Origin of the sequence: Caballeronia sp. (genome assembly GCF_049581465.1) — a bacterium.
In the GTDB taxonomy this organism is placed as follows: Bacteria; Pseudomonadota; Gammaproteobacteria; order Burkholderiales; family Burkholderiaceae; genus Caballeronia.
Genome location: NZ_JBAUSA010000855.1, coordinates 1 through 18,494 on the forward strand (window position 1 = coordinate 1; position 18,494 = coordinate 18,494).

At 61.6% G+C, this 18,494-nt stretch carries 17 protein-coding genes; 10 read left to right on the forward strand and 7 right to left on the reverse strand.

Features of this window, described 5'->3' with window-relative positions:
• The first annotated feature begins 810 nt into the window (after nucleotides 1-810).
• The 6 genes from WCA53_RS20910 (at nucleotide 811) to WCA53_RS20935 (ending at nucleotide 5,946) form a co-directional block, all read left to right on the forward strand.
• Entirely contained in the window at nucleotides 811-1,965 is a 1,155-nt protein-coding gene (locus WCA53_RS20910) for an iron-containing alcohol dehydrogenase (protein ID WP_423915127.1), read from the forward strand.
• Nucleotides 1,966-2,403: an acyl-CoA thioesterase gene (locus WCA53_RS20915; protein WP_423915129.1), complete on the forward strand. Its 438-nt coding sequence runs from the start codon at nucleotides 1,966-1,968 to the stop codon at nucleotides 2,401-2,403.
• Nucleotides 2,404-2,482: 79 nt separating this feature from the next.
• Nucleotides 2,483-3,364 (forward strand): branched-chain amino acid ABC transporter permease, encoded by an 882-nt coding sequence (locus WCA53_RS20920; RefSeq protein WP_423915163.1) that lies wholly within the window; start codon nucleotides 2,483-2,485, stop codon nucleotides 3,362-3,364.
• Nucleotides 3,357-4,511, forward strand: coding sequence for a branched-chain amino acid ABC transporter permease (locus WCA53_RS20925; RefSeq protein WP_423915131.1), 1,155 nt, complete (start codon nucleotides 3,357-3,359; stop codon nucleotides 4,509-4,511). Before WCA53_RS20920 ends, WCA53_RS20925 begins: the two co-directional genes overlap by 8 nt.
• Nucleotides 4,508-5,248 (forward strand): ABC transporter ATP-binding protein, encoded by a 741-nt coding sequence (locus tag WCA53_RS20930; protein WP_423915134.1) that lies wholly within the window; start codon nucleotides 4,508-4,510, stop codon nucleotides 5,246-5,248. The genes WCA53_RS20925 and WCA53_RS20930 overlap by 4 nt, the downstream gene beginning before the upstream one ends.
• Entirely contained in the window at nucleotides 5,245-5,946 is a 702-nt protein-coding gene (locus tag WCA53_RS20935; RefSeq protein WP_423915137.1) for an ABC transporter ATP-binding protein, read from the forward strand. The genes WCA53_RS20930 and WCA53_RS20935 overlap by 4 nt, the downstream gene beginning before the upstream one ends.
• 1 nt (nucleotide 5,947) lies before the next feature.
• On the opposite strand, the gene iolB is transcribed toward WCA53_RS20935, so the two are convergent.
• The 7 genes from iolB to WCA53_RS20970 form a co-directional block, all read right to left on the reverse strand.
• On the reverse strand, nucleotides 5,948-6,757 hold the full coding sequence (gene iolB, locus WCA53_RS20940) for a 5-deoxy-glucuronate isomerase (RefSeq protein ID WP_423915140.1): 810 nt from the start codon (nucleotides 6,755-6,757) through the stop codon (nucleotides 5,948-5,950).
• On the reverse strand, nucleotides 6,754-7,659 hold the full coding sequence (gene iolE, locus WCA53_RS20945) for a myo-inosose-2 dehydratase (protein ID WP_423915142.1): 906 nt from the start codon (nucleotides 7,657-7,659) through the stop codon (nucleotides 6,754-6,756). The genes iolB and iolE overlap by 4 nt, the downstream gene beginning before the upstream one ends.
• Before the next feature lie 3 nt (nucleotides 7,660-7,662).
• Nucleotides 7,663-9,537: a 3D-(3,5/4)-trihydroxycyclohexane-1,2-dione acylhydrolase (decyclizing) gene (gene iolD / locus WCA53_RS20950; RefSeq protein WP_423915144.1), complete on the reverse strand. Its 1,875-nt coding sequence runs from the start codon at nucleotides 9,535-9,537 to the stop codon at nucleotides 7,663-7,665.
• On the reverse strand, nucleotides 9,534-11,528 hold the full coding sequence (locus WCA53_RS20955) for a bifunctional 5-dehydro-2-deoxygluconokinase/5-dehydro-2-deoxyphosphogluconate aldolase (RefSeq protein ID WP_423915146.1): 1,995 nt from the start codon (nucleotides 11,526-11,528) through the stop codon (nucleotides 9,534-9,536). Before WCA53_RS20955 ends, iolD begins: the two co-directional genes overlap by 4 nt.
• Before the next feature lie 54 nt (nucleotides 11,529-11,582).
• The gene (locus WCA53_RS20960) at nucleotides 11,583-12,401 is read right to left on the reverse strand and encodes an ATP-binding cassette domain-containing protein (RefSeq protein WP_423915148.1); all 819 of its coding nucleotides are present in this window, start codon (nucleotides 12,399-12,401) and stop codon (nucleotides 11,583-11,585) included.
• Between the two features lie 18 nt (nucleotides 12,402-12,419).
• Nucleotides 12,420-13,601: an ABC transporter permease gene (locus WCA53_RS20965; protein ID WP_423915166.1), complete on the reverse strand. Its 1,182-nt coding sequence runs from the start codon at nucleotides 13,599-13,601 to the stop codon at nucleotides 12,420-12,422.
• 193 nt (nucleotides 13,602-13,794) lie between these two features.
• Nucleotides 13,795-14,847 (reverse strand): sugar ABC transporter substrate-binding protein, encoded by a 1,053-nt coding sequence (locus tag WCA53_RS20970; protein ID WP_423915151.1) that lies wholly within the window; start codon nucleotides 14,845-14,847, stop codon nucleotides 13,795-13,797.
• A gap of 213 nt (nucleotides 14,848-15,060) precedes the next feature.
• Between WCA53_RS20970 and WCA53_RS20975 the strand changes: the two genes are divergently transcribed.
• The 4 genes from WCA53_RS20975 to WCA53_RS20990 are packed head-to-tail and all read left to right on the forward strand — an operon-like array spanning nucleotide 15,061 to nucleotide 18,238.
• The gene (locus tag WCA53_RS20975) at nucleotides 15,061-15,951 is read left to right on the forward strand and encodes a MurR/RpiR family transcriptional regulator (protein ID WP_423915153.1); all 891 of its coding nucleotides are present in this window, start codon (nucleotides 15,061-15,063) and stop codon (nucleotides 15,949-15,951) included.
• The gene (gene iolG, locus WCA53_RS20980; protein ID WP_423915156.1) at nucleotides 15,941-16,939 is read left to right on the forward strand and encodes an inositol 2-dehydrogenase; all 999 of its coding nucleotides are present in this window, start codon (nucleotides 15,941-15,943) and stop codon (nucleotides 16,937-16,939) included. Before WCA53_RS20975 ends, iolG begins: the two co-directional genes overlap by 11 nt.
• Nucleotides 16,936-17,955, forward strand: coding sequence for a Gfo/Idh/MocA family oxidoreductase (locus tag WCA53_RS20985; RefSeq protein ID WP_423915158.1), 1,020 nt, complete (start codon nucleotides 16,936-16,938; stop codon nucleotides 17,953-17,955). The genes iolG and WCA53_RS20985 overlap by 4 nt, the downstream gene beginning before the upstream one ends.
• Before the next feature lie 55 nt (nucleotides 17,956-18,010).
• Nucleotides 18,011-18,238 carry a sulfurtransferase TusA family protein gene (locus WCA53_RS20990; RefSeq protein WP_423915160.1) on the forward strand — a complete coding sequence of 76 codons (228 nt, stop codon included), beginning with the start codon at nucleotides 18,011-18,013 and terminating at the stop codon, nucleotides 18,236-18,238.
• Nucleotides 18,239-18,494: the final 256 nt, after the last annotated feature.

Sequence of the window (18,494 nt, forward strand, 5' to 3'; positions counted from 1 at the left end):
CGCAAAGAAACGAAGCAAAGAAACGCGTTCAAACTGCGAATACCTAAGGGTCGTCGTCGCTCATTTCAGGTTTTGGGCACGAACGTAGCGCGGCCCCGCAACCTCAACCCGCAGTTGAACACCCACCTCAAGCACCAACGGCGCGCACACGCTTCGCCCCAACGGCCCTAACCCTGCTAGCGCCAGCGGCAATCCGTTCGGTCAACGGCAGTTCGGTGTCGCGGGCAACAATGCGTCGCGCTCGAGGGCAAACCATTCGGTTTTGCGTTTGTCGGTTTGGGTCGGACGGAGGTGCAAAGCGCGAAGCAGAAGTGGCGAGTGCCGACCGCAGGCGTCGTGATGCGAGAACACGAATAACGACTGACCCACATACGGCGTGCGAGGCGAAGCGTGCGCACGCCGTTGGTGCTTGAGGGCGGGTTTCAAGCGCGGATTGGGGTTACGGGGCGATGCTACGTTCGTGCCAAAAGCCGGAAATGTGCACCGACGACACTTAGGTATTCGCGGTTTGAACGCGTTTCTTTGCTTCGTTTCTTTGCGCGCGTTTGCAAAGAAATGAAGTCCCGCCCCGGATAGGGGCTAACAGAAATAAGCAAGAAAATCCGACTTAAGCAGAACGACCACGCGAGCAGTAGGACTCAATGCTAACCCCACACTCGCCGCCAGCAGCACCGCCCAAGACCTAACCCCACACTCTCCCCGAGCAGAACCCCCCAAACCGCCGCCCGCAGGCCCCTTCGTTAGTGCGAATTGACCGCTCCTCGCGGGCCTTCTAACATGCCGAACGGCTCACTTTCCAGCGGACACTCGATGGCCTTCATCTTCTACCTCACCCACATCCATCTCGGCTTCGACGCACTAGCCAACCTCGACAGCGAATGCGAGCACATCGGCATCAAGCGGCCGCTGATCATCACCGACAAAGGCGTCGTGGCCGCCGGACTGGCCGGCCGCGCGATCAATGCGCTTAAGGCGAGCGCTCGTCCCATTCCGGTCTTCGACGAGACCCCGTCGAACCCGACCGAAGCCATGGTGCTGAAAGCCGCCGCGCTGTACAAAAGCGAAGGGTGCGACGGACTGATCGCGGTGGGCGGCGGCTCATCGATCGATCTCGCGAAGGGCGTCGCGATCGCCGCCACCCATCCGGGCGCGCTCACGGAATACGCGACCATCGAGGGCGGCAGCAACAAGATCACCTCGCAAGCCGCACCGCTGATCGCCGTGCCGACTACGGCGGGCACCGGCAGCGAAGTAGCACGCGGCGCGATCATCATTCTCGACGACGGCCGCAAGCTCGGCTTTCATTCCTGGCACCTGTTGCCGAAGTCGGCCATCTGCGATCCCGAGTTGACGTTCGGCCTGCCGCCCATGCTCACCGCGGCGACCGGGATGGATGCAATCGCGCATTGCATCGAAACATTTCTCGCGCCAGCGTTCAATCCTCCCGCCGACGGCATCGCGCTCGATGGTCTCGAACGCGCGTGGGCGCACATCGAAAGGGCAACTCACGACGGCCAGGATCGCGACGCAAGGCTGAACATGATGAGCGCGTCGATGCAGGGTGGCATGGCGTTTCAAAAGGGCCTGGGCTGCGTGCATTCGCTGTCGCACCCCATGGGCGGTCTCGTGGTGAACGGCCGCACAGGCCTGCATCACGGCACGCTGAACGCGGTCGTGTTGCCCGCCGTTCTGCGCTTCAACGAAAGCGCGCCAAGCGTGGTCCAGGACCAGCGTTTTGCGCGCATGCGCCGCGTAATGAACCTCCCCGCTGGCGCCGATATTGCTCAAGCCGTTCACGATCTGACCGAACGCCTCGGCTTGCCCACGCATCTCTCGCAAATGGGCGTGGAGACCAGCATGTTCGACAAGGTAATCAAGGGCGCACTCGCCGATCACTGCCACAAGACGAATCCGCGCGAGGCGAGCGCGGACGATTATCGGCGCATGCTGCAGGAGTCGTTCTAAGTGACTCGGCCGGTTCCCTCGACCCGCGCGGATTTTCCGCATTTCCTGTCGATCAACACGCGCTGGTCCGATAACGATCTCTACGGCCACGTGAATAACGTGGTGTATTACAGCTACTTCGATACCGTGGTGAACGACTATCTGATTCGCCACGGCGCACTCGATCTAGAGGCGGGAAAAACGATCGGACTGGTCGTCGAGACGCATTGCAGCTACTTTGCTTCACTCGCGTTTCCTCAACGTATCGACGCGGGCTTGCGCGTCACGCGACTCGGCACGACCAGCGTGCGCTATGAAGTGGGCATCTTTGGCGAGGGTTCCACGGAAGCCGCCGCGCAAGGGGACTTCGTCCATGTCTATGTGGATCGTGAAACGCGCCGCCCGGTGCCACTGCCGGAAGTACTGGTCGCCGCGTTGAAACCGCTCGCGAACGGGTAGGCCGGCGCACGTGGCGTCATTCCTCCAGTGGTTCGCGATCAACCTTTTGAACGGAGTCAGCGTCGGCTTGCTGCTGTTCATGCTGTCGGCGGGACTGACGCTCATTTTCAGCATGTTAGGTGTGCTCAATTTTGCTCACGCAAGCTTCTATATGCTCGGCGCATATGTTAGCTATGCGCTTGCGGCGCATGGCGGCTTCTGGTTTGCGTTGCTTGCGTCGCCAGTCATAGTGGGCATGCTGGGCGCCTTGTTCGAGCGCTTCTTGCTGCGCCGGATCAAGTTGCGCGGGGCGCTCGCCGAATTGTTGCTGACGTTCGGCACGGCCTATTTGCTGGCCGAAGCGGTGAAGCTCGTGTGGGGTCTTGCGCCGCTCAATGCTGTCATTCCAGCTTCGCTCGACGGCACACTTTTCACCCTCTATGGCGCCGCTTTTCCGCGCTATCGCGCCTTCATGATGGGCATTTCGATCGCGATGCTGCTCGTTCTTTGGGCCGTCTTGCGCATATCGCGGACAGGGCTAGTGGTGCGTGCCGCGCTTACTCATTCGGTTACCGTCGAGACGCTCGGGCACAACGTTGCGCAGGTCTTTACACTCGTCTTCGGCGTCGGCACGGCGCTCGCCGCGATGGCCGGCGTGATCGGCGCACCCTTGTTCGTGATCGAACCGGCGATGGCCGATAACATCGGCCCAATCGTGTTTGTCGTGGTGGTCGTGGGCGGGATGGGATCGCTCGGTGGCGCGCTCGTGGCGTCGTTGCTGATTGGAGTCCTGCAGACATTCGCGGTCGGCAGCACGCTGTCTCTTGGTCGCCTCGCGGCGTTCGCCGGCGGGCAATTGCCGCCTGCATGGTCAGCATTGAGCGTTACGCAAGTCGCGCCGGTTTTGCCGTACGTGGTGCTGGTCGCGATGCTTGCCTTACGGCCGCGCGGACTCTTCGGGCAGCGCGCGGACGATGAATAGCGCCTCCGTACGCCGGACCCTTCCGTGGCTGCTGCTGATCGCCGGTCTCGCGCTGCCGCCTTTCATCGGCTCGCAAAGCTGGTTGCTTGCGTACCTGGCGCAAACCGCAACGCTGATCGTCTTCGCGCTCTCGTTCAACCTCCTGCTGGGCGAGACCGGCTTGCTCTCGTTCGGCCATGCCGCTTATGCCGGTCTCGGGGCGTTCGCTGCGGCGCAAATCTTCAGTCGATATTCCATCCCAGTGCCTCTATTGCCGTTGATCGGAGGGCTATCGGCGGCGTTGGCCGGTGTCGTATTCGGTTTCTTTTCGACACGCCGCGCAGGCACCACGTTCGCGATGATCACGTTGGGCATCGGCGAGCTGGTTGCTGCGGGCGTGTGGCTCGCGCCGGGATGGTTCGGCGGCGAGGGAGGTGTATCGATAGACCGGGCGAGCGGACCTTCCTTCATGAGCTTTAACTTCGGACCGGGGACACACGCCTATGCGCTGATCGCCGGATGGTGCGTGCTCGCGTGCGTTGCCATGTTCGCTTTCACGCGGATGCCCTTCGTGCGCGTGGCGAATGCCGTGCGCGACAACCCGGCGCGCGCCGCTGCAATCGGCTTCGATCCGCGGCACGTGCGCTACGTCATGGTGATCGTAGCGGCGTTCTTTGCGGGCGTCGCGGGCGTGCTCGGACTGATCAACGTGGAACTGGCATCGGCGGAGGGAGTAGGACTTGCGCGCTCGGCAAGCGTGTTGATCGCGGTTGTAATCGGCGGGACGGCAGAGTTTTTTGGACCGGTCGTGGGCGCGGTCGTGCTGACATTTTTCAGCGTCGTGGTGTCGAGTGTGTCGGCGGCATGGGTGGCCTATCTAGGCCTGTTTTTCGTGTGGGTCGTGGTGGTCGCGCCCCACGGGCTCGCAAGGTTCGTGGCTTGCCGATGGCGCGATGGCTTCCTGATTGGAGCCGCGATGGCCTGGATTGCGGCCGTCGTTGTCATCATGGAACTGGCCTATGCGCTGCAATTCGACCCGCATAACGACGGCCTCGCTCACGTCTTCGGTTTCGCGCTTGATGGTCGTCGCGCCGCTCCCTGGTGCCTCACTGTCGCGTGTTGTCTCGTCGCACTCATGTTCACGCGCCGCGCCCGGTTCCCACGATGACCGCCGCCCTCGAACTAAAGCAAATCACCAAGCGCTTCCACGCGACCGAGGTGCTGCGCGGTGTCGATCTCGCGATACAGCAGGGCGAACGTCACGCATTGATCGGCCCGAACGGCGCGGGCAAGTCGACGTTGTTTGATCTCATCGCGGGGCGCACGAAGCCCACGAGTGGTCGCGTCGTGCTGAACAATCGCGATATCACGGGGATGCCGTCTCATCGGCTCGGCAAGAACGGCCTCGCGCGAAGCTTCCAGTCGACCAGCGTGTTTGCCGGACTGACGGTGAGTGACAACATCCGGTGCGCAGTGCTCGGTTCGCCCAAGGCTTCGTGGCTGGACCGCTGGTTACCTTCGTCCGCAATCGAGCGGGAAACAGATCGCCTCATCGAGGCGACGGGTTTGCTCAAGCGTCGTGACGAACTCGCCGCCAGCCTGAGTTATGCGGAACAACGCGCGCTTGATCTTGGCATCGCGCTCGCCACCGGTGCCGATGTGCTGTTGCTCGACGAACCCACTGCGGGCATGAATCGCGCCGAAGCGAAACGCGCCCTGGACTTGATCCGCGAGACCACGCGCGGGGCGACTTTGCTGATTGTCGAGCATGACATGCAAGCCGTTTTTGCCCTTGCGGACCGCATTTCGGTCCTTGTACAAGGGCGCATGATCGCGACAGGGACGCCGCGGGAAATCCAGGCCAACGCGCTGGTGCGCGACGCTTACCTCGGCAATGCGCCATGACGGCGCTACTAGAAGTCGATCGGTTAAATGCCTGGTACGACGCGAGTCAGGTGCTGCATGGCGTGAGCCTCGCGATCAACGAAGGCGAGATCGTGGCGCTTGCAGGGCGCAATGGTTCGGGGCGCTCGACCCTCGCCAAGGCGCTGATGGGTGTGGTGCGTCGAGAAGGCTCGGTGCGTTTTCGCGGGCAATCGATCATCGCGCTACGACCCCATGTCATTGCGCGATTGGGGATTGGCTACGTGCCCGAGCAACGCGACGTCTTCCCGACGTTGACCGTTCGGGAAAACCTGCTGCTCGGCATGAAATCCCGTATGTCGCGCTTCTCGATCGACGATGCGCAGCGACTCTTTCCCGTCCTGCGCGAACGCGCTTCAGTTAAGGCGGGTGCGCTATCGGGCGGTGAGCAGCAAATGCTCGCCATCGCGCGGACTTTGGTCGGCGACCCGTCGCTCGTGATCGTCGATGAACCGACTGAAGGACTTGCGCCGCAAGTGGTTGCGCAAGTGGCGGCTTGCTTGACCGATCTCACGCAACGCGGCGTAGCAATTTTGCTGATCGAGCAGAGGGCGAGCGTGGTGCGTAAACTGGCGACGCGCGTGGCTGTCATGGGTCACGGCGCAATCGTATTCGACGGTTCGCCCGACGCGCTCGCCGCCGACGACCGCGTGACCAACGAATGGTTGTCGGTAGGCTGAGCTAAGAAGCCTTGCTATCCCGCTCCACGATCCACTCATGCTTCGGATCGTTCTTGAAGTGCCACGTGCGTTTATCGCCGGCCATCACGTTCAGGTAATAGTTGTCATAGCCATACGGCACCACGACCGGATGATAACCACGCGGCACCATGACCACGTCGTGATCTTCCACCGCCATGGTTTCATCTAGATCGCGTTCGTCGGTGTACACCCGCTGGAACGCGAAGCCTTGTGGCGGATTCAACCGGTGATAGTAGGTTTCCTCCAGCGAACTCTCGACCGGCACGTTGTCCTTGTCATGCTTGTGCGGCGGATAGCTCGAAGCATGTCCGCCCGGCGTCCTTACCTCGACCACCAACAATCCCTCGGCCGGCTCGGTTTGCGGAAGAATATCGCAGACGTATCGCGTATTTGCACCTTTCCCGCGTGTGGAGCGGGTCATCTTCGAGGGGTCGATCAAGCGTGGCGGATACTTGCCCGTAGCAGGCGCGCTCGCTACGCCGACCTCGGCATCGCGATCCGCGCGCACGGTGGCCGCGATCTGCGGTGGCAGATAGACGGCATACGGCGCGGCGTCGTCGAACACGCTGTCGCGCGTGCCGAGCTTTTCCCACTTGTGCTCGCCGGCCTCGATCGTCACCGTGCCCGACAACACCACGATGCACACCTCGCGTTTTGCTTCATGCACATGAACCACATCGCCGGCTTCCAGTCGATACGCGGCAAAACCAACGTGCTTCCACAGCGCGGTTTCCGGCGTGACGCGCGCGATCGTCTGGCCTTCGCGCGATGCCTTGACGAGCAAAGTCATGCTGCCTCCCTGATCGAAGCATCGACCAATGTACGCAGGGTCTTGAAGCCCTTTTCCGCGTACTCGTAACTCTGCGCAATCACCGGGTCCTGCTCCGCCTCGACCACGAGCCAGCCGCGATAACCATGCCGCTTCAAACTCGTGATGATCGATGGGAAATCGACTGCGCCATCGCCGGGAACGGTGTACGCGCCATTGATCACGGCATCCAGGAAACTCCAGTTCCGATTGCGCGCCATCTTGATGATTTCCGGCCGCACGTCCTTGCAATGCACATGGCAAACGCGGCCGATATAGCGCTCAAGGATAGTCATCGGATCGCCGCCGGCAAACGTGACGTGGCCCGAGTCGAACAGCAGCCCTACTGCGTCGCCGGTGAGGCTCATCAGCCGATCCACGTCCGCGGGCGTCTCGACGTACGCGCCCATGTGATGGTGGTACGCGACCCGGACGCCGCGTGATAGCGTGTAGGCAGCGAAGGTGTCCAGCCGTCGCGCGTATTCTTCCCAGTGGGCATCGGAGAAAAATCGCGGGCGTTGATAAAGCGGCTTGGGCGCGCCCTGGATCGAGTTCGCAACTTCGCCATAGACCATGACCGTAGCGCCGTTTTTCGCGAGCAAGTCGAGATGCGGACCCACTGCCGCGATCTCGTCCTCCGCGCTGCGCTCGGCTAGCCGCCCGGAATACCAGCCTGACACCAGCGCGAGATCATATTGCGCGAGCAGCGTCTTCAATGCCTGCGGTTCGCGCGGAAACTTGTTGCCCAGTTCAAAGCCCTCATAACCGATTTTTTTCCCTTCGGTCAGCGCCACATGCAACGGCGTTTCGCCGCCGAGAGAGGGCAGGTCGTCGTTCATCCATGACAGCGGATTGATGCCGATTCGTACATCGAACGTGCTCATCGCTTATTCCTTCACGCGCTTCGCGCGTGCTGTGGTTTCGAGTTCATAGTCCGCGCGCGCTGAGCGCACCGCTTCTCGCGACGACACTTCCGGCACGGCGACTTCCCACCACCAGCCACCTTCCTCGGTCGGGTGCGCGGCGTCGGTATCGATACTGATCAAATACGATCGTGTCGATGCCCGCGCGCGTTGCATCGCGATTTCGAGTTCATCGATATTCGCTACATGCTCGGCGCTCGCGCCAAGCGAGCGGGCGTGCATCGCGAAGTCGATCTTCGGGGCGCCTTCCGAACCTTGCCGGCAGTCTTCGATCATGTTGTTGAACGGCGCGCCGCCGCACGCTTGCTGCAAGCGGTTGATGCAGCCGTAGCCGCGATTGTCGAGCAGCACCACTATTATTTTGGCGCCCAGCATGACCGACGTCGCCAGCTCGCTATTCATCATCAGATAGCTGCCGTCGCCGACAATTACAATCACTTCGCGATCCGGCCGCGCGAGCTTGGCCCCCAGTCCGCCCGCGATCTCGTAGCCCATGCACGAATAGCCGTACTCGACGTGATAGCCGCCCGGCGTGCTCGTGCGCCAGAGTTTTTGCAGGTCGGCGGGCAGGGTTCCGGCCGCGCAGACCACCACGTCGTGCGCGAAAGATTGCTCGCTGGAACGCTGCACGGCGCCGATGACATCGGCCTCACGCGGCAAGACGTTGTCCTTCTGCGGCGCGTTGGTGACACGGTCCACATCGCCGCGCCAACTGCTCGCTAGTTCGTGAGCACGCGTCGTCCATTGCGGCGATGCACGCCACTCGCCAAGCACGGCGCTCAACGCGTCGAGGGCGGGGCCGGCATCGGCTTCTATCGATAAAGCCCCTTGTTTCATGGCATCGAATGCGTTTGCATTGATGCCGACGAGACTCGCCGCCGCGAATAAGGTGTTTGATCCCGTCGTGAAATCCTGCAGGCGCGTCCCGACCGCGAGCACGCAATCGGCGTCGTTTGCAAGCTCGTTCGCGGACGATGAACCCGTCACGCCGATACCTCCCAGGTTCAACGGATGATCCCAGGCAAGCGCGCCTTTTCCGGCTTGCGTTTCTGCGACGGGAATGCCGTGGCTTTCCGCGAAAGTGCGTAATGCATCTGTCGCAAGGCCGTACAAGACGCCGCCACCCGACACGAGCAGGGGCTTCTTCGCGTTGCGCAAGGCAGCGGCCGCTTGGGCGATCTCATCGGCGATGGGCGAGGGCGCATGGAACGACACCACGCGCGGCTCGAAGAACGACGCCGGATAGTCGTAGGCCATCGCCTGGACGTCTTGCGGTAACGCGAGCGTCACGGGGCCGCATAGCGCGGCGTCGGTCAGTACACGAATCGCGCGTGGCAAGGCGTTCAGCAACTGCGCCGGATGCACGATGCGGTCGAAATATCGCGAGACCGGTTTTAGCGCATCGTTGGCGGAGATGCCCCCATCGGCGAAATCCTCGACCTGCTGCAAGACCGGATCGGGCGCGCGCGAGACGAACACATCGCCCGGTAGAAGCAAGACCGGCAGGCGATTCACATGCGCGAGCGCCGCCGCCGTCACAAGGTTCGTCGCGCCGGGGCCAATGGACGTCGTCACCGCCATCATGCGGCGTCGAAAGTTTGCCTTCGCATAGGCGATCGCCGAATGCGCCATGGCTTGTTCGTTGTGCGCACGGTACGTCGGCAAGACTTCGCGATGCGCATACAGCGCCTCGCCGACACCCGCGACATTACCATGTCCGAAGATCGCAAAGACGCCGCCGAACAGCGTTTCGCCCGACGGGGTTTGCTGCGCGGCGAGGTATCGGACCAACGCTTGCGCGGTCGTTAAGCGGATAGTTCCACGAGTAGTCCCGTTCATGCTGGTTGCTCCTGCTTAACCGTCTGCGTAGGCCGCTCGGAGCGCGCCGCGCGCCACGCATCAATAAGCGTTTCGAAGGTCCGGCGCACGCGTGCGATCAGTTCTGCATCGTCGATGGAACCTGCCAGCCACGCATGGCTCGGCTCGTGAAAGATGGTCCGTCCCACCGTGAATCCACGACACGTAGCCGAAGCCGCCGCCGCCTTGAAGCCGTCGCATAGTGTGTCCACAGCCGCCGACAGCCCCAGCAACACCACGCCGCGACACGCGGGGTCGCGCTCTGCGATAAGCGCATCGATGGCTTGCCACTGTGGCCCGCTCATCGGTTCGAGCTTCCACCACTCCGGATAGATACCGAGGTTATAGAGCCGCTTTAACGCGCGCAGGGCCGTGTCGTCGGACACCGGCGGACCATTTTTAGGCACGATGACTTCAAGCAGTAACTCGTGCCCGCTCGCCTGGCACGCGTCGTACAAAGTGCGAATCTGCGCTTCCTGTTCGAGCCGCAATTCGTGCGGATGATCGGGATGATAGTGAACCAGGCACTTCGCGACATGCTCGCGCGGCCAGTCGATCAGCGTGGTGCCGATCGAGCGGCCATGATCGAACACGAGGGGCAACGAGCCGGGCAATTCCACGGGACGGCCGATCCACCAGCCGCGTCCCGTCGCCGCATTCAGCGCATCCTGCCCGTAGCGACTGTCGATCAGCACACCGATACGTCCTGTCAGGCCGCGTTCCTTTTCCGTCTGCGCCACGGCTTCCACGAACAGGCCTTTCAACGTCGCGATTCGCGCTTCGTCGGCGCCGGTTTGCTGAGCCAGATCGAAGAACTGGTTGCGATGATCGAACGCAAAGCCCAATACCTCGTCCCACGATTTGCGTGCCGGCGTCACGCGATGCAAGCGCGCAAGCGTGGCGTCGCGATCCGGTCGGAGCATGCGCACGGGATCATCCTTCGCGGCATCGAGGAAATAGGTCAGTTCGGCGGGCGTCGGCATGGCGGGTGCGCAGCCATGCCGGGAGACCACCAGTGCGCCGCATGCGTTGGCTGTGCGCGCACACGCTTCCAGCGGTTCGTCTCTTAGCCAGCCGGCGAGGAAGCCGGACGCGAAGGCGTCCCCAGCGCCGAGCACGTTCAGCACTTCGACTTGTACGCCGCGATGAACCGGAGCGTCATCGATCGATGACGGCACGTCCCCTTCGATAATCGAGCAGCCCATCGGCCCTCGCTTGACGACGAGCGTCGCGCGCGTCACGGCACGCACGGCGCTGAGGCAATCGATCAGATTGTCCTTGCCACCGGCAATGCGAAATTCTTCCTCCGTCCCGATCACCAGGTCGATCAGCGGCAGGATGCCCTGCAAGTGCGCGCTTACGCTCTCATTCGCTATAAAGCGGGTCTCGCCGTCAGCCTTGCCAGTCAATCCCCAGAGCACCGGCCGGTAGTCGATATCCAGCACCGTTCGCACGTCATTGCGGCGCGCGTACTCAAGCGCGCGGCGGCTCGCGCGGTTGACCTGATCGGTCGAGAAATGCGTTCCGGTAATCAGGAGTGCTTTCGACGAAGCGATGAACGCTTCATCGAAATCGTTTTCGTCGATGGCCATGTCGGCGCAATTGTCGCGATAAAACACCAGCGGAAACGTATCGCGATCCTCGATACCCAGCAATACGAGCGCCGTCAGCCGCTCGTGATCCACGCGCACGTGCGAGGTGTCGCACCCTTCGCGCTCCAGTGTTTCGATGAGAAACCGGCCCATGTGATCGTTGCCGACGCGCGAGAGCATCGCGGATCTAAGGCCGAGCCGCGCACACCCGAACGCGATATTCGCCGACGAGCCACCGAGATATTTCGCGAAACTCGACACGTCTTCGAGTCGCGCGCCGACCTGTTGCGCGTAGAGATCTACCGCGAGCCGCCCGAGACACACGATGTCGCGGGTTCGTCCCGAAGCAAAACGCGATTCGGTTGATGAGTGCAATGCCATGTTCGATCCTGTTCGGTAGATGACGAAAAGCGAGAGCGGCGGGGTGGGCCTCTCTCAAGCCGCTTCGCCTTCCAGTTCGTTCATCAGTTGCTGCATTTCGGCGCCACCGGCCATCATGTCGAGCACCTCGTTCTTGGTAATCGTGTCCTTCGTGAACGTGCCCATCGATTTGCCGCGATTGAGCAGCGTGAACGAATCTCCGATGGGATACGCGTGGTGCACGTTGTGCGTGATGAAGATCACCGAGATGCCTTTCGCACGCGCCGTATGAATCAGCTTCAGCACGTTGAAGCTCTGCTTCACGCCGAGCGCGGCCGTGGGCTCATCGAGGATCAGCACGCGCGCACCGAAGTGAATCGCCCGCGCAATCGCAAGGCATTGCTTCTCGCCACCGGACATCGTGCCGATAGGTTGATGCGGGTCGCGCACGTTAATGCCCATTTCCGCGAGTTTGGCTCCCGCGGTCGATGCGCACGTGTCGAGGTCCATCACGTTGACGAACCCGAGCCACTTCTTCTGCGGTTCCCGGCCCATGAAGAAATTGCGTGCAACCGAGAGCAGGGGCACGAGCGCGAGATCCTGGTAAACCGTCGCAATGCCGAGGTCGAGCGCTGCTTTTGGCGAGTCGAAATGCACGGGCTTGCCATCGACGAGATATTCGCCGGAAGAGGGCGTGTGCACGCCCGCGAGCGTCTTGATCAGCGTCGATTTACCCGCGCCGTTGTCGCCGAGCAGGCAATGCACTTCGCCGCGGCGCAGGCGCAGGGTGACGCCGCTCAGGGCGATCACCTTGCCGAAAAACTTGCTCACGTTTTCCAGTGCAAGGATGGTGTCATCGGGCGCAGGCGCGGCGCTCTTGATGGGATCGGACATGATTTCTGCTCCTTGAGCTTATTGAGCCTGCGAAACGCGGCGGCGCACATAGTGATTGAACAGCACGGCGATCAGCAGCATCACGCCGAGGAACACGCGGAACCAGTCGGAAGGCACGCTGGTGTAGCCAATGCCGATCTGCACCACACCAAATATGAGCGCGCCGAAACAAGCACCGACCACCGAGCCATAGCCGCCCGTCAGCAGGGTCCCGCCGATCACCGCGGCGATGATCGCCTCGAATTCCTTTTCGAGTCCCCGGTCCGCGGCCGCCGAACCGATGTCGCACACTTGCAGCACGGCGAAAAGGCACGCACAGAACGCAGTCAGGACAAAGAGCGAGATCTTCACGCGCCGCACAGGCACGCCGACATTCTTGGCCGCCACCGGGTCGCCGCCGACTGCGAAAATCCAGTTGCCGAAACGGGTCTTCGCGAGGACGAACGCGCCAATCGCCGCGAGCACGACCCACCAGATGATCACTTTCGGGATGCCCGGCACGAGCGGCTGGCCGTTGTCGAGCATCTTGAGGATTCCTATCTGGCCGAACCACGCAAATACGCCGTGGAACGCGACGCCCTGGAAGAGGGCTTTCGCAAACCAGTCTTGCGCAGCGATGTCGCCTACGCCCGAAACGATCGTCCGGTCAGCGAACATGATCGACAGGGCCAGCGTGAGGCCGCGCAGGATGAACAGGAAGGCCAGCGTGACGATGAACGAGGGCAACCGGGTCTTCATCACGAGATAGCCGTTCAGCGCGCCGAGCGCCATGGAGCCGGCGAAGGCGAACAGGATCGCGAGTGAGATCGGCCAGTGGAAATAGACGGTGGGAATGGCGACCATCATCCCGGCGAAGCCGATCATGGAGCCGATCGACAGATCGAACTCGCCCGCGATCATCAACAGGCACGCGCCGACAGCGAGGAGGCCCAGGTAAGCGGATACCTGCGACCAGTTCATGATGCCGTCGAGATTGAACATGCCCGAGCCGCCAGCGGCGACCCCGAACACGACGAAAACCAGTACCGCCCCGGAGATCGCCGCGAATTCCGGACGATTCAGAATGTGTCCGAAACGGGATTCGCGACGGATCCGCTCGTCGGCTGTGGCCCCCGGGGTCACAGTGGATGAGCTCGCTGCCGCGGCGTCGTCAGACGGCTTGCGATGTCCCAGGTGAAAGGGTTTTCCGGCTACGCGCATGGTGGCTCCTTCGTCTTTCATTCGCGATAAAGCGCCGGTTCAGGGGTGAACATGCGGATACGCGAGCGATACAGTTGGATGGTGCAGATGACGTGGTGAATTCAATCAATCGGCGAATGCGTTGAGAATGAGTTGATTGATGAGAAGACGGCGGCGCGGCCTGTCACGTCGTGTTGCCGCGCCGCCGCCGGGTTCAGCGGTACTGTCCTGCGTACTTGAGTACCTTGTCGACATTGGCCTTGGTGATGAAGCCAGGGCCGGAGCCGATATTGCGCGGGCCGTAGGAAGGCGCCAGCCCGTAGGTCGAGAGCCGCGCCTGGAACTTCTGGTTCGCCTCAAGGGCCTGGCGGATCTTGACCGGGTCGGTGGTGTGATCCTTCTTCACGATAGCCAGCACGGCGACCGCGATATAGCCCTGCAAGTAGGGTTGCTGGTCGATGGCGAACTGGATCGTGCCATCCTGGATTGCCTTCGCAATGTCGGTGTCAAAGTCGAAGGTCGCGAACCAGATCTTGCCCGCCAGGCCCATCTGTTGAAGTGCCTTGATGGTCGGATCCGCCGAGAGCGGGCCGAGGGCAAGCACGGCCTGGGTGTCCGGGTGATTACGCAGGTAGGCGCTCACCTTCGACTGGACCGTGGTCGGATCCTGGCCTGCGTCCAGCGTGGACGCCTTGAAATCGACGCCGATCGCGTCGGCAAAACCCCGGCAGCGCTCGAATGAAGCTGGGTTGGTCGCGTAGTGGTTGACGCACAGGAACGACTTGATGCCCGCCGCTTTCGCCTTTTCGCCCGCAGCCTTGCCGGCGGTGTATTCAGGCTGTCCCACGTGCATGATCGCGCCGAGTTGGGCGCTTTGCTCCTCGGTGCCCGAGTTGATCGTGACGAGCGGGATGTGCTTCGCCGTGACCTTGGAGATCGAGCCCTTCAGCACATCGAAGTCGGCGATGGTCACGATCACGCCGTCATAGTTGCGTGCCGCAGCCTGTTCGATCAGGCGCGACATGTCGGCGATATCGCCGTTCGGCGGATTGCGGTAATCCGTCTCGACGTTGAAGTCCTCGTCCGCCTGCTTGATGGCGTTCTTGATCGTGTTCCACCACGAATCCGAGTCCGGCGCGTGGCTGATCAGGACAAAGTGGGCATCAGGAGCGGCATGCGCCGCCGTGCTGGCGAGTGCTGCTGCGCTGCACACTGCCACTGCTGCTGCAAGCACGCGTAGTGCGGCCCGACCGTTGCAAAGTCTCATTGTCTCCACCTATCTAGGTTGTTTTTCTGAAAAGAGCGACGGATGCTTTGGCGCTGGCCGGCGTCCGATGCTCACGACCAAGACTAGGTCAAACTTTGTCGTTCTGCAATAGGAAGTTTATCTAATCTGAGTTTGGAAAATTCATTCCATTTGTTCGGCGAGAACTCTATAATCGATTGCATCGAACACCTTTTTGACAGCCACGAGCGTCGCATGCGGGAAGAAATGCAGGATTCCACCACTGAGATCCAGAACGTCGACGAGCTGATGCAGCGGATCACCGAAGCCTTCGATACCTTGCCGCGCCAGCTTAAAAGCGTCGCAACGTACATCGAGCAGCATCGCAGCAACGTGATGATGGATCGCACCAGCGACATTGCGAGCGCGTGCGGCGTTCATCCGTCGGCGGTCGTGCGCTTCGCGCAGCGCTTCGGTTTCTCGGGGTTCTCCGATCTTCAGGCTGTTTTCAAGCAGGCGTACACGGGCCAGAGCGGCTCGCCGCAGAGCTATCAGCAGCGCATCCGCAAGCTCATCGACGACAAGCCCGGGGATTTGTCCAGCGGTTCGGTGGCGCGCGAATTCATCGCGGCGAGTCAACGCGGTCTTGAAGAATTGGAAGCTGGTCTCGACGACGCCCAGTTCCACGCCGCCGTGGACATGCTGCACCAGGCGGACAACATTTATGTCGTCGGCGTGCGGCGTTCGTTTCCAGTGGCGAGCTATATCGTCTACGCGCTGCAGCACACGGCGAAGCGCGTGCATCTGGTATCGGGTTTTGGCGGGATGTATCGCGAACAGGTGCGCAGCGTGAGGAAGGGCGACGTGGTGATCGCCATCAGCTTTGCGCCCTACGGCAAGGAAACGCAGTACTGCGTGCGTGCAGCGCAGCGTCACGGCGCGAAGACGCTCGTGATAACCGATGGTCAGCTTTCACCGCTCGCGCGTCACGCGAGCGCGCATTTGTTCGTGAAGGAGGGCAGCGCATTCGCCTTCCGTTCGCTCACGAGCACGATCTGCCTGTGCCAGGCGCTTTTTATCGCGCTTGCGTATCGGCTGGAACTTAACGTCGAAGAATCGAGGGAGACAGGCGGCTATGACGATTGAAGTGGCGGTTTTTGGAGCGGGACGAATCGGCAAGATCCACGCGGCGAACCTGGCGAAACAGCCGGGCGTGCGCTTGAAATATGTCGTCGATGTCAATGCTGGCGCCGCTGCGGCGCTCGCGGAGCTGCACGGCGCGAAAGTGGCCGATGTAGAAACGGCGCTCGGCGATGCATCGATTGGCGCGACCGTCGTGTGTTCGAGCACGGACACGCACGCCGAACTGATCATGAATTCGGCGGCGCAAAAGAAGCATGTGTTCTGCGAAAAGCCGGTCGATTTGACGCTGGAACGGGCGCGCGCTTGTGCCGATGCCGTCGCGAAGGCCGGCGTGGTGTGCATGATCGGTTTCCAACGACGCTTCGATCCCACGTTTTTTGCGCTTAAGGCGCGCGTGGACGCCGGTGAAATTGGCGAGCCGGAAATGCTGGTTGTGACCAGCCGCGATCCGGGCGCGCCGCCGGTGGAATACATCAAGCATTCGGGCGGCATCTTCAAGGACATGCTGATTCACGATTTCGACATCTTCCGCTGGATGCTTGACGACGAAGCCGACACGTTGCACGCCACTGGAAGCTGTCTTTCCGATCCGGCGATTGCCGAAGCGGGCGACATTGATTCGACGGCAGTCACGATCCGCACGAAACGCGGCCGCTTGTGCCAGATCAACACGGCGCGGCGTGCGGCGTATGGGTACGACCAGCGTTTCGAGTTGCTCGGCAGCGCAGGCATGTTGCAAGCCGGCAATGTGCGGCCGACGGAAGTCACCGCTTACTCGAAGACGGCCGTGTCCAACGACGTGCCGGAAGCGTTTTTCCTTGAGCGTTATCGGGCGGCTTATGCGCTTGAAATTGCTCATTTCTTCGATGCCATCCAGAACGGCAAGCCGGTGCGCACGACAGTCGCCGACGGCCTGAAGGCGCTGGAGCTTGCCGATGCTGCCACGCGCTCGTGGAAGGAAGGAAAAATCATCAAGCTGGGGGCGCAATGAAATCGGCGCTCAAGGTAGGTATTGTCGGGTTGGGGCGGCTTGGCCAGCGTCACGCGGTCAATCTCGCGTGGCACGTGCCGGGGGCGACGCTTAACGCCGCTTGCAGCCCGGTGGCGGCGGAGCGGGATTGGGCTGCGGCCAACCTGCCGGAACTCGCGCTTTACAGCGACTACACGCGGATGCTGGAAGACGCGAGCATCGACGCCGTCTGGCTCGTCACGCCCACGTCGCTGCACGCCGACCAGATCATCGCCGCGCTGCGGGCGGGTAAGCACGTGTTTTGCGAGAAACCGTTGTCGCTTGATCTCGCGCAATGCGACCGCGTGATCGAAGTGAGCGCTCAATATCGGCACCTGCAGGTCATGATTGGTTTCGTGCGGCGCTTCGACCCGAGTTACCGCGACGCCTTCGACAAAATCCAGGAAGGCGCTATCGGCCGGTCGTTCATGGTCCGCTCGCAGACCTGCGATAAAAACGATCCCGATGGTTTTTTCGTCCGCTTCGCGCCGACCTCGGGTGGCTTGTTTCTTGATTGCAGCGTCCACGACATCGACCTGGCGCGCTGGCTGCTCGGCAATCCGCGTGTGACGCGGGTGTTTGCGAGCGGCACGATCGCGATTCACGAAGGCTTGCGCGACTGTGGGGACATTGATAACGGCGTCGCCATTTGCGAGTTCGAAGGTGGGCGAATTGCCGTATTCCAGGCGTCGCGGACGATGGCTCACGGCCACGATACCCAGACGGAAGTGATTGGGACGGCGGGCGCTTTATCGGTGGGACGCAATCCGCGTGCGAACCGCGTGGAAATTTTCGATGCCACCGGGGTGCGTAACGAATGCACGCCGACGTTCTTCGAGCGGTTTGAACACGCGTTCCTGAAAGAAGCGGAAGCGTTCGTGGCGTCGCTGAACGGCGGGCCGCCGACTGGACTTACGCTCGACGATGCACGTGAAGCGACACGCATTGGCATAGCGATGCGCGAATCGCTCACTCGGGGCGAGGCGGTTAATTTTTAGGCACTGGGGTAAAATCGAGACCTTATAAAAGCAGGTTCGAACAAGGCTCAATTCGATGGAAGTGCACAAGGAAGTCGATGCGCGCGGGCTTATGTGTCCGCTGCCCATCTTGCGGGCGAAGAAAGCGCTGTCGGATATGCAGAGTGGCCAGATCCTGAAGGTCCTGGCCACCGATCCGGGGTCGCAGCGCGACTTCGCGGCGTTTTCGAAGCAGACGGGCAATGAACTGGTCGAATCGACCTCGCAGGATAAGGTTTTTACATTCCTCATGAGGCGCCGGTAGGGCGGCTTGGGGGGGGTGGTGGTGGTGCTTGCGGCGAGTGTGGGCTTAGGGCTTGGGCGGTGCTGCTTGCGGCGAGTGTGGGGCTAACATTGAGTCCTTCTGCCAGCGTGGTCGTTCTGCTTAAGTCGGATTTTCTTGCTTATTACTGTTAGCCCCTATCCGGGGCGGGACTTCATTTCTGATATGACTTTCCGTGTCAACCGCTGGTTTGGCGGTTTTCATCTCTTCTGTTCCTACAATTTCCTGAGGGCGGCGT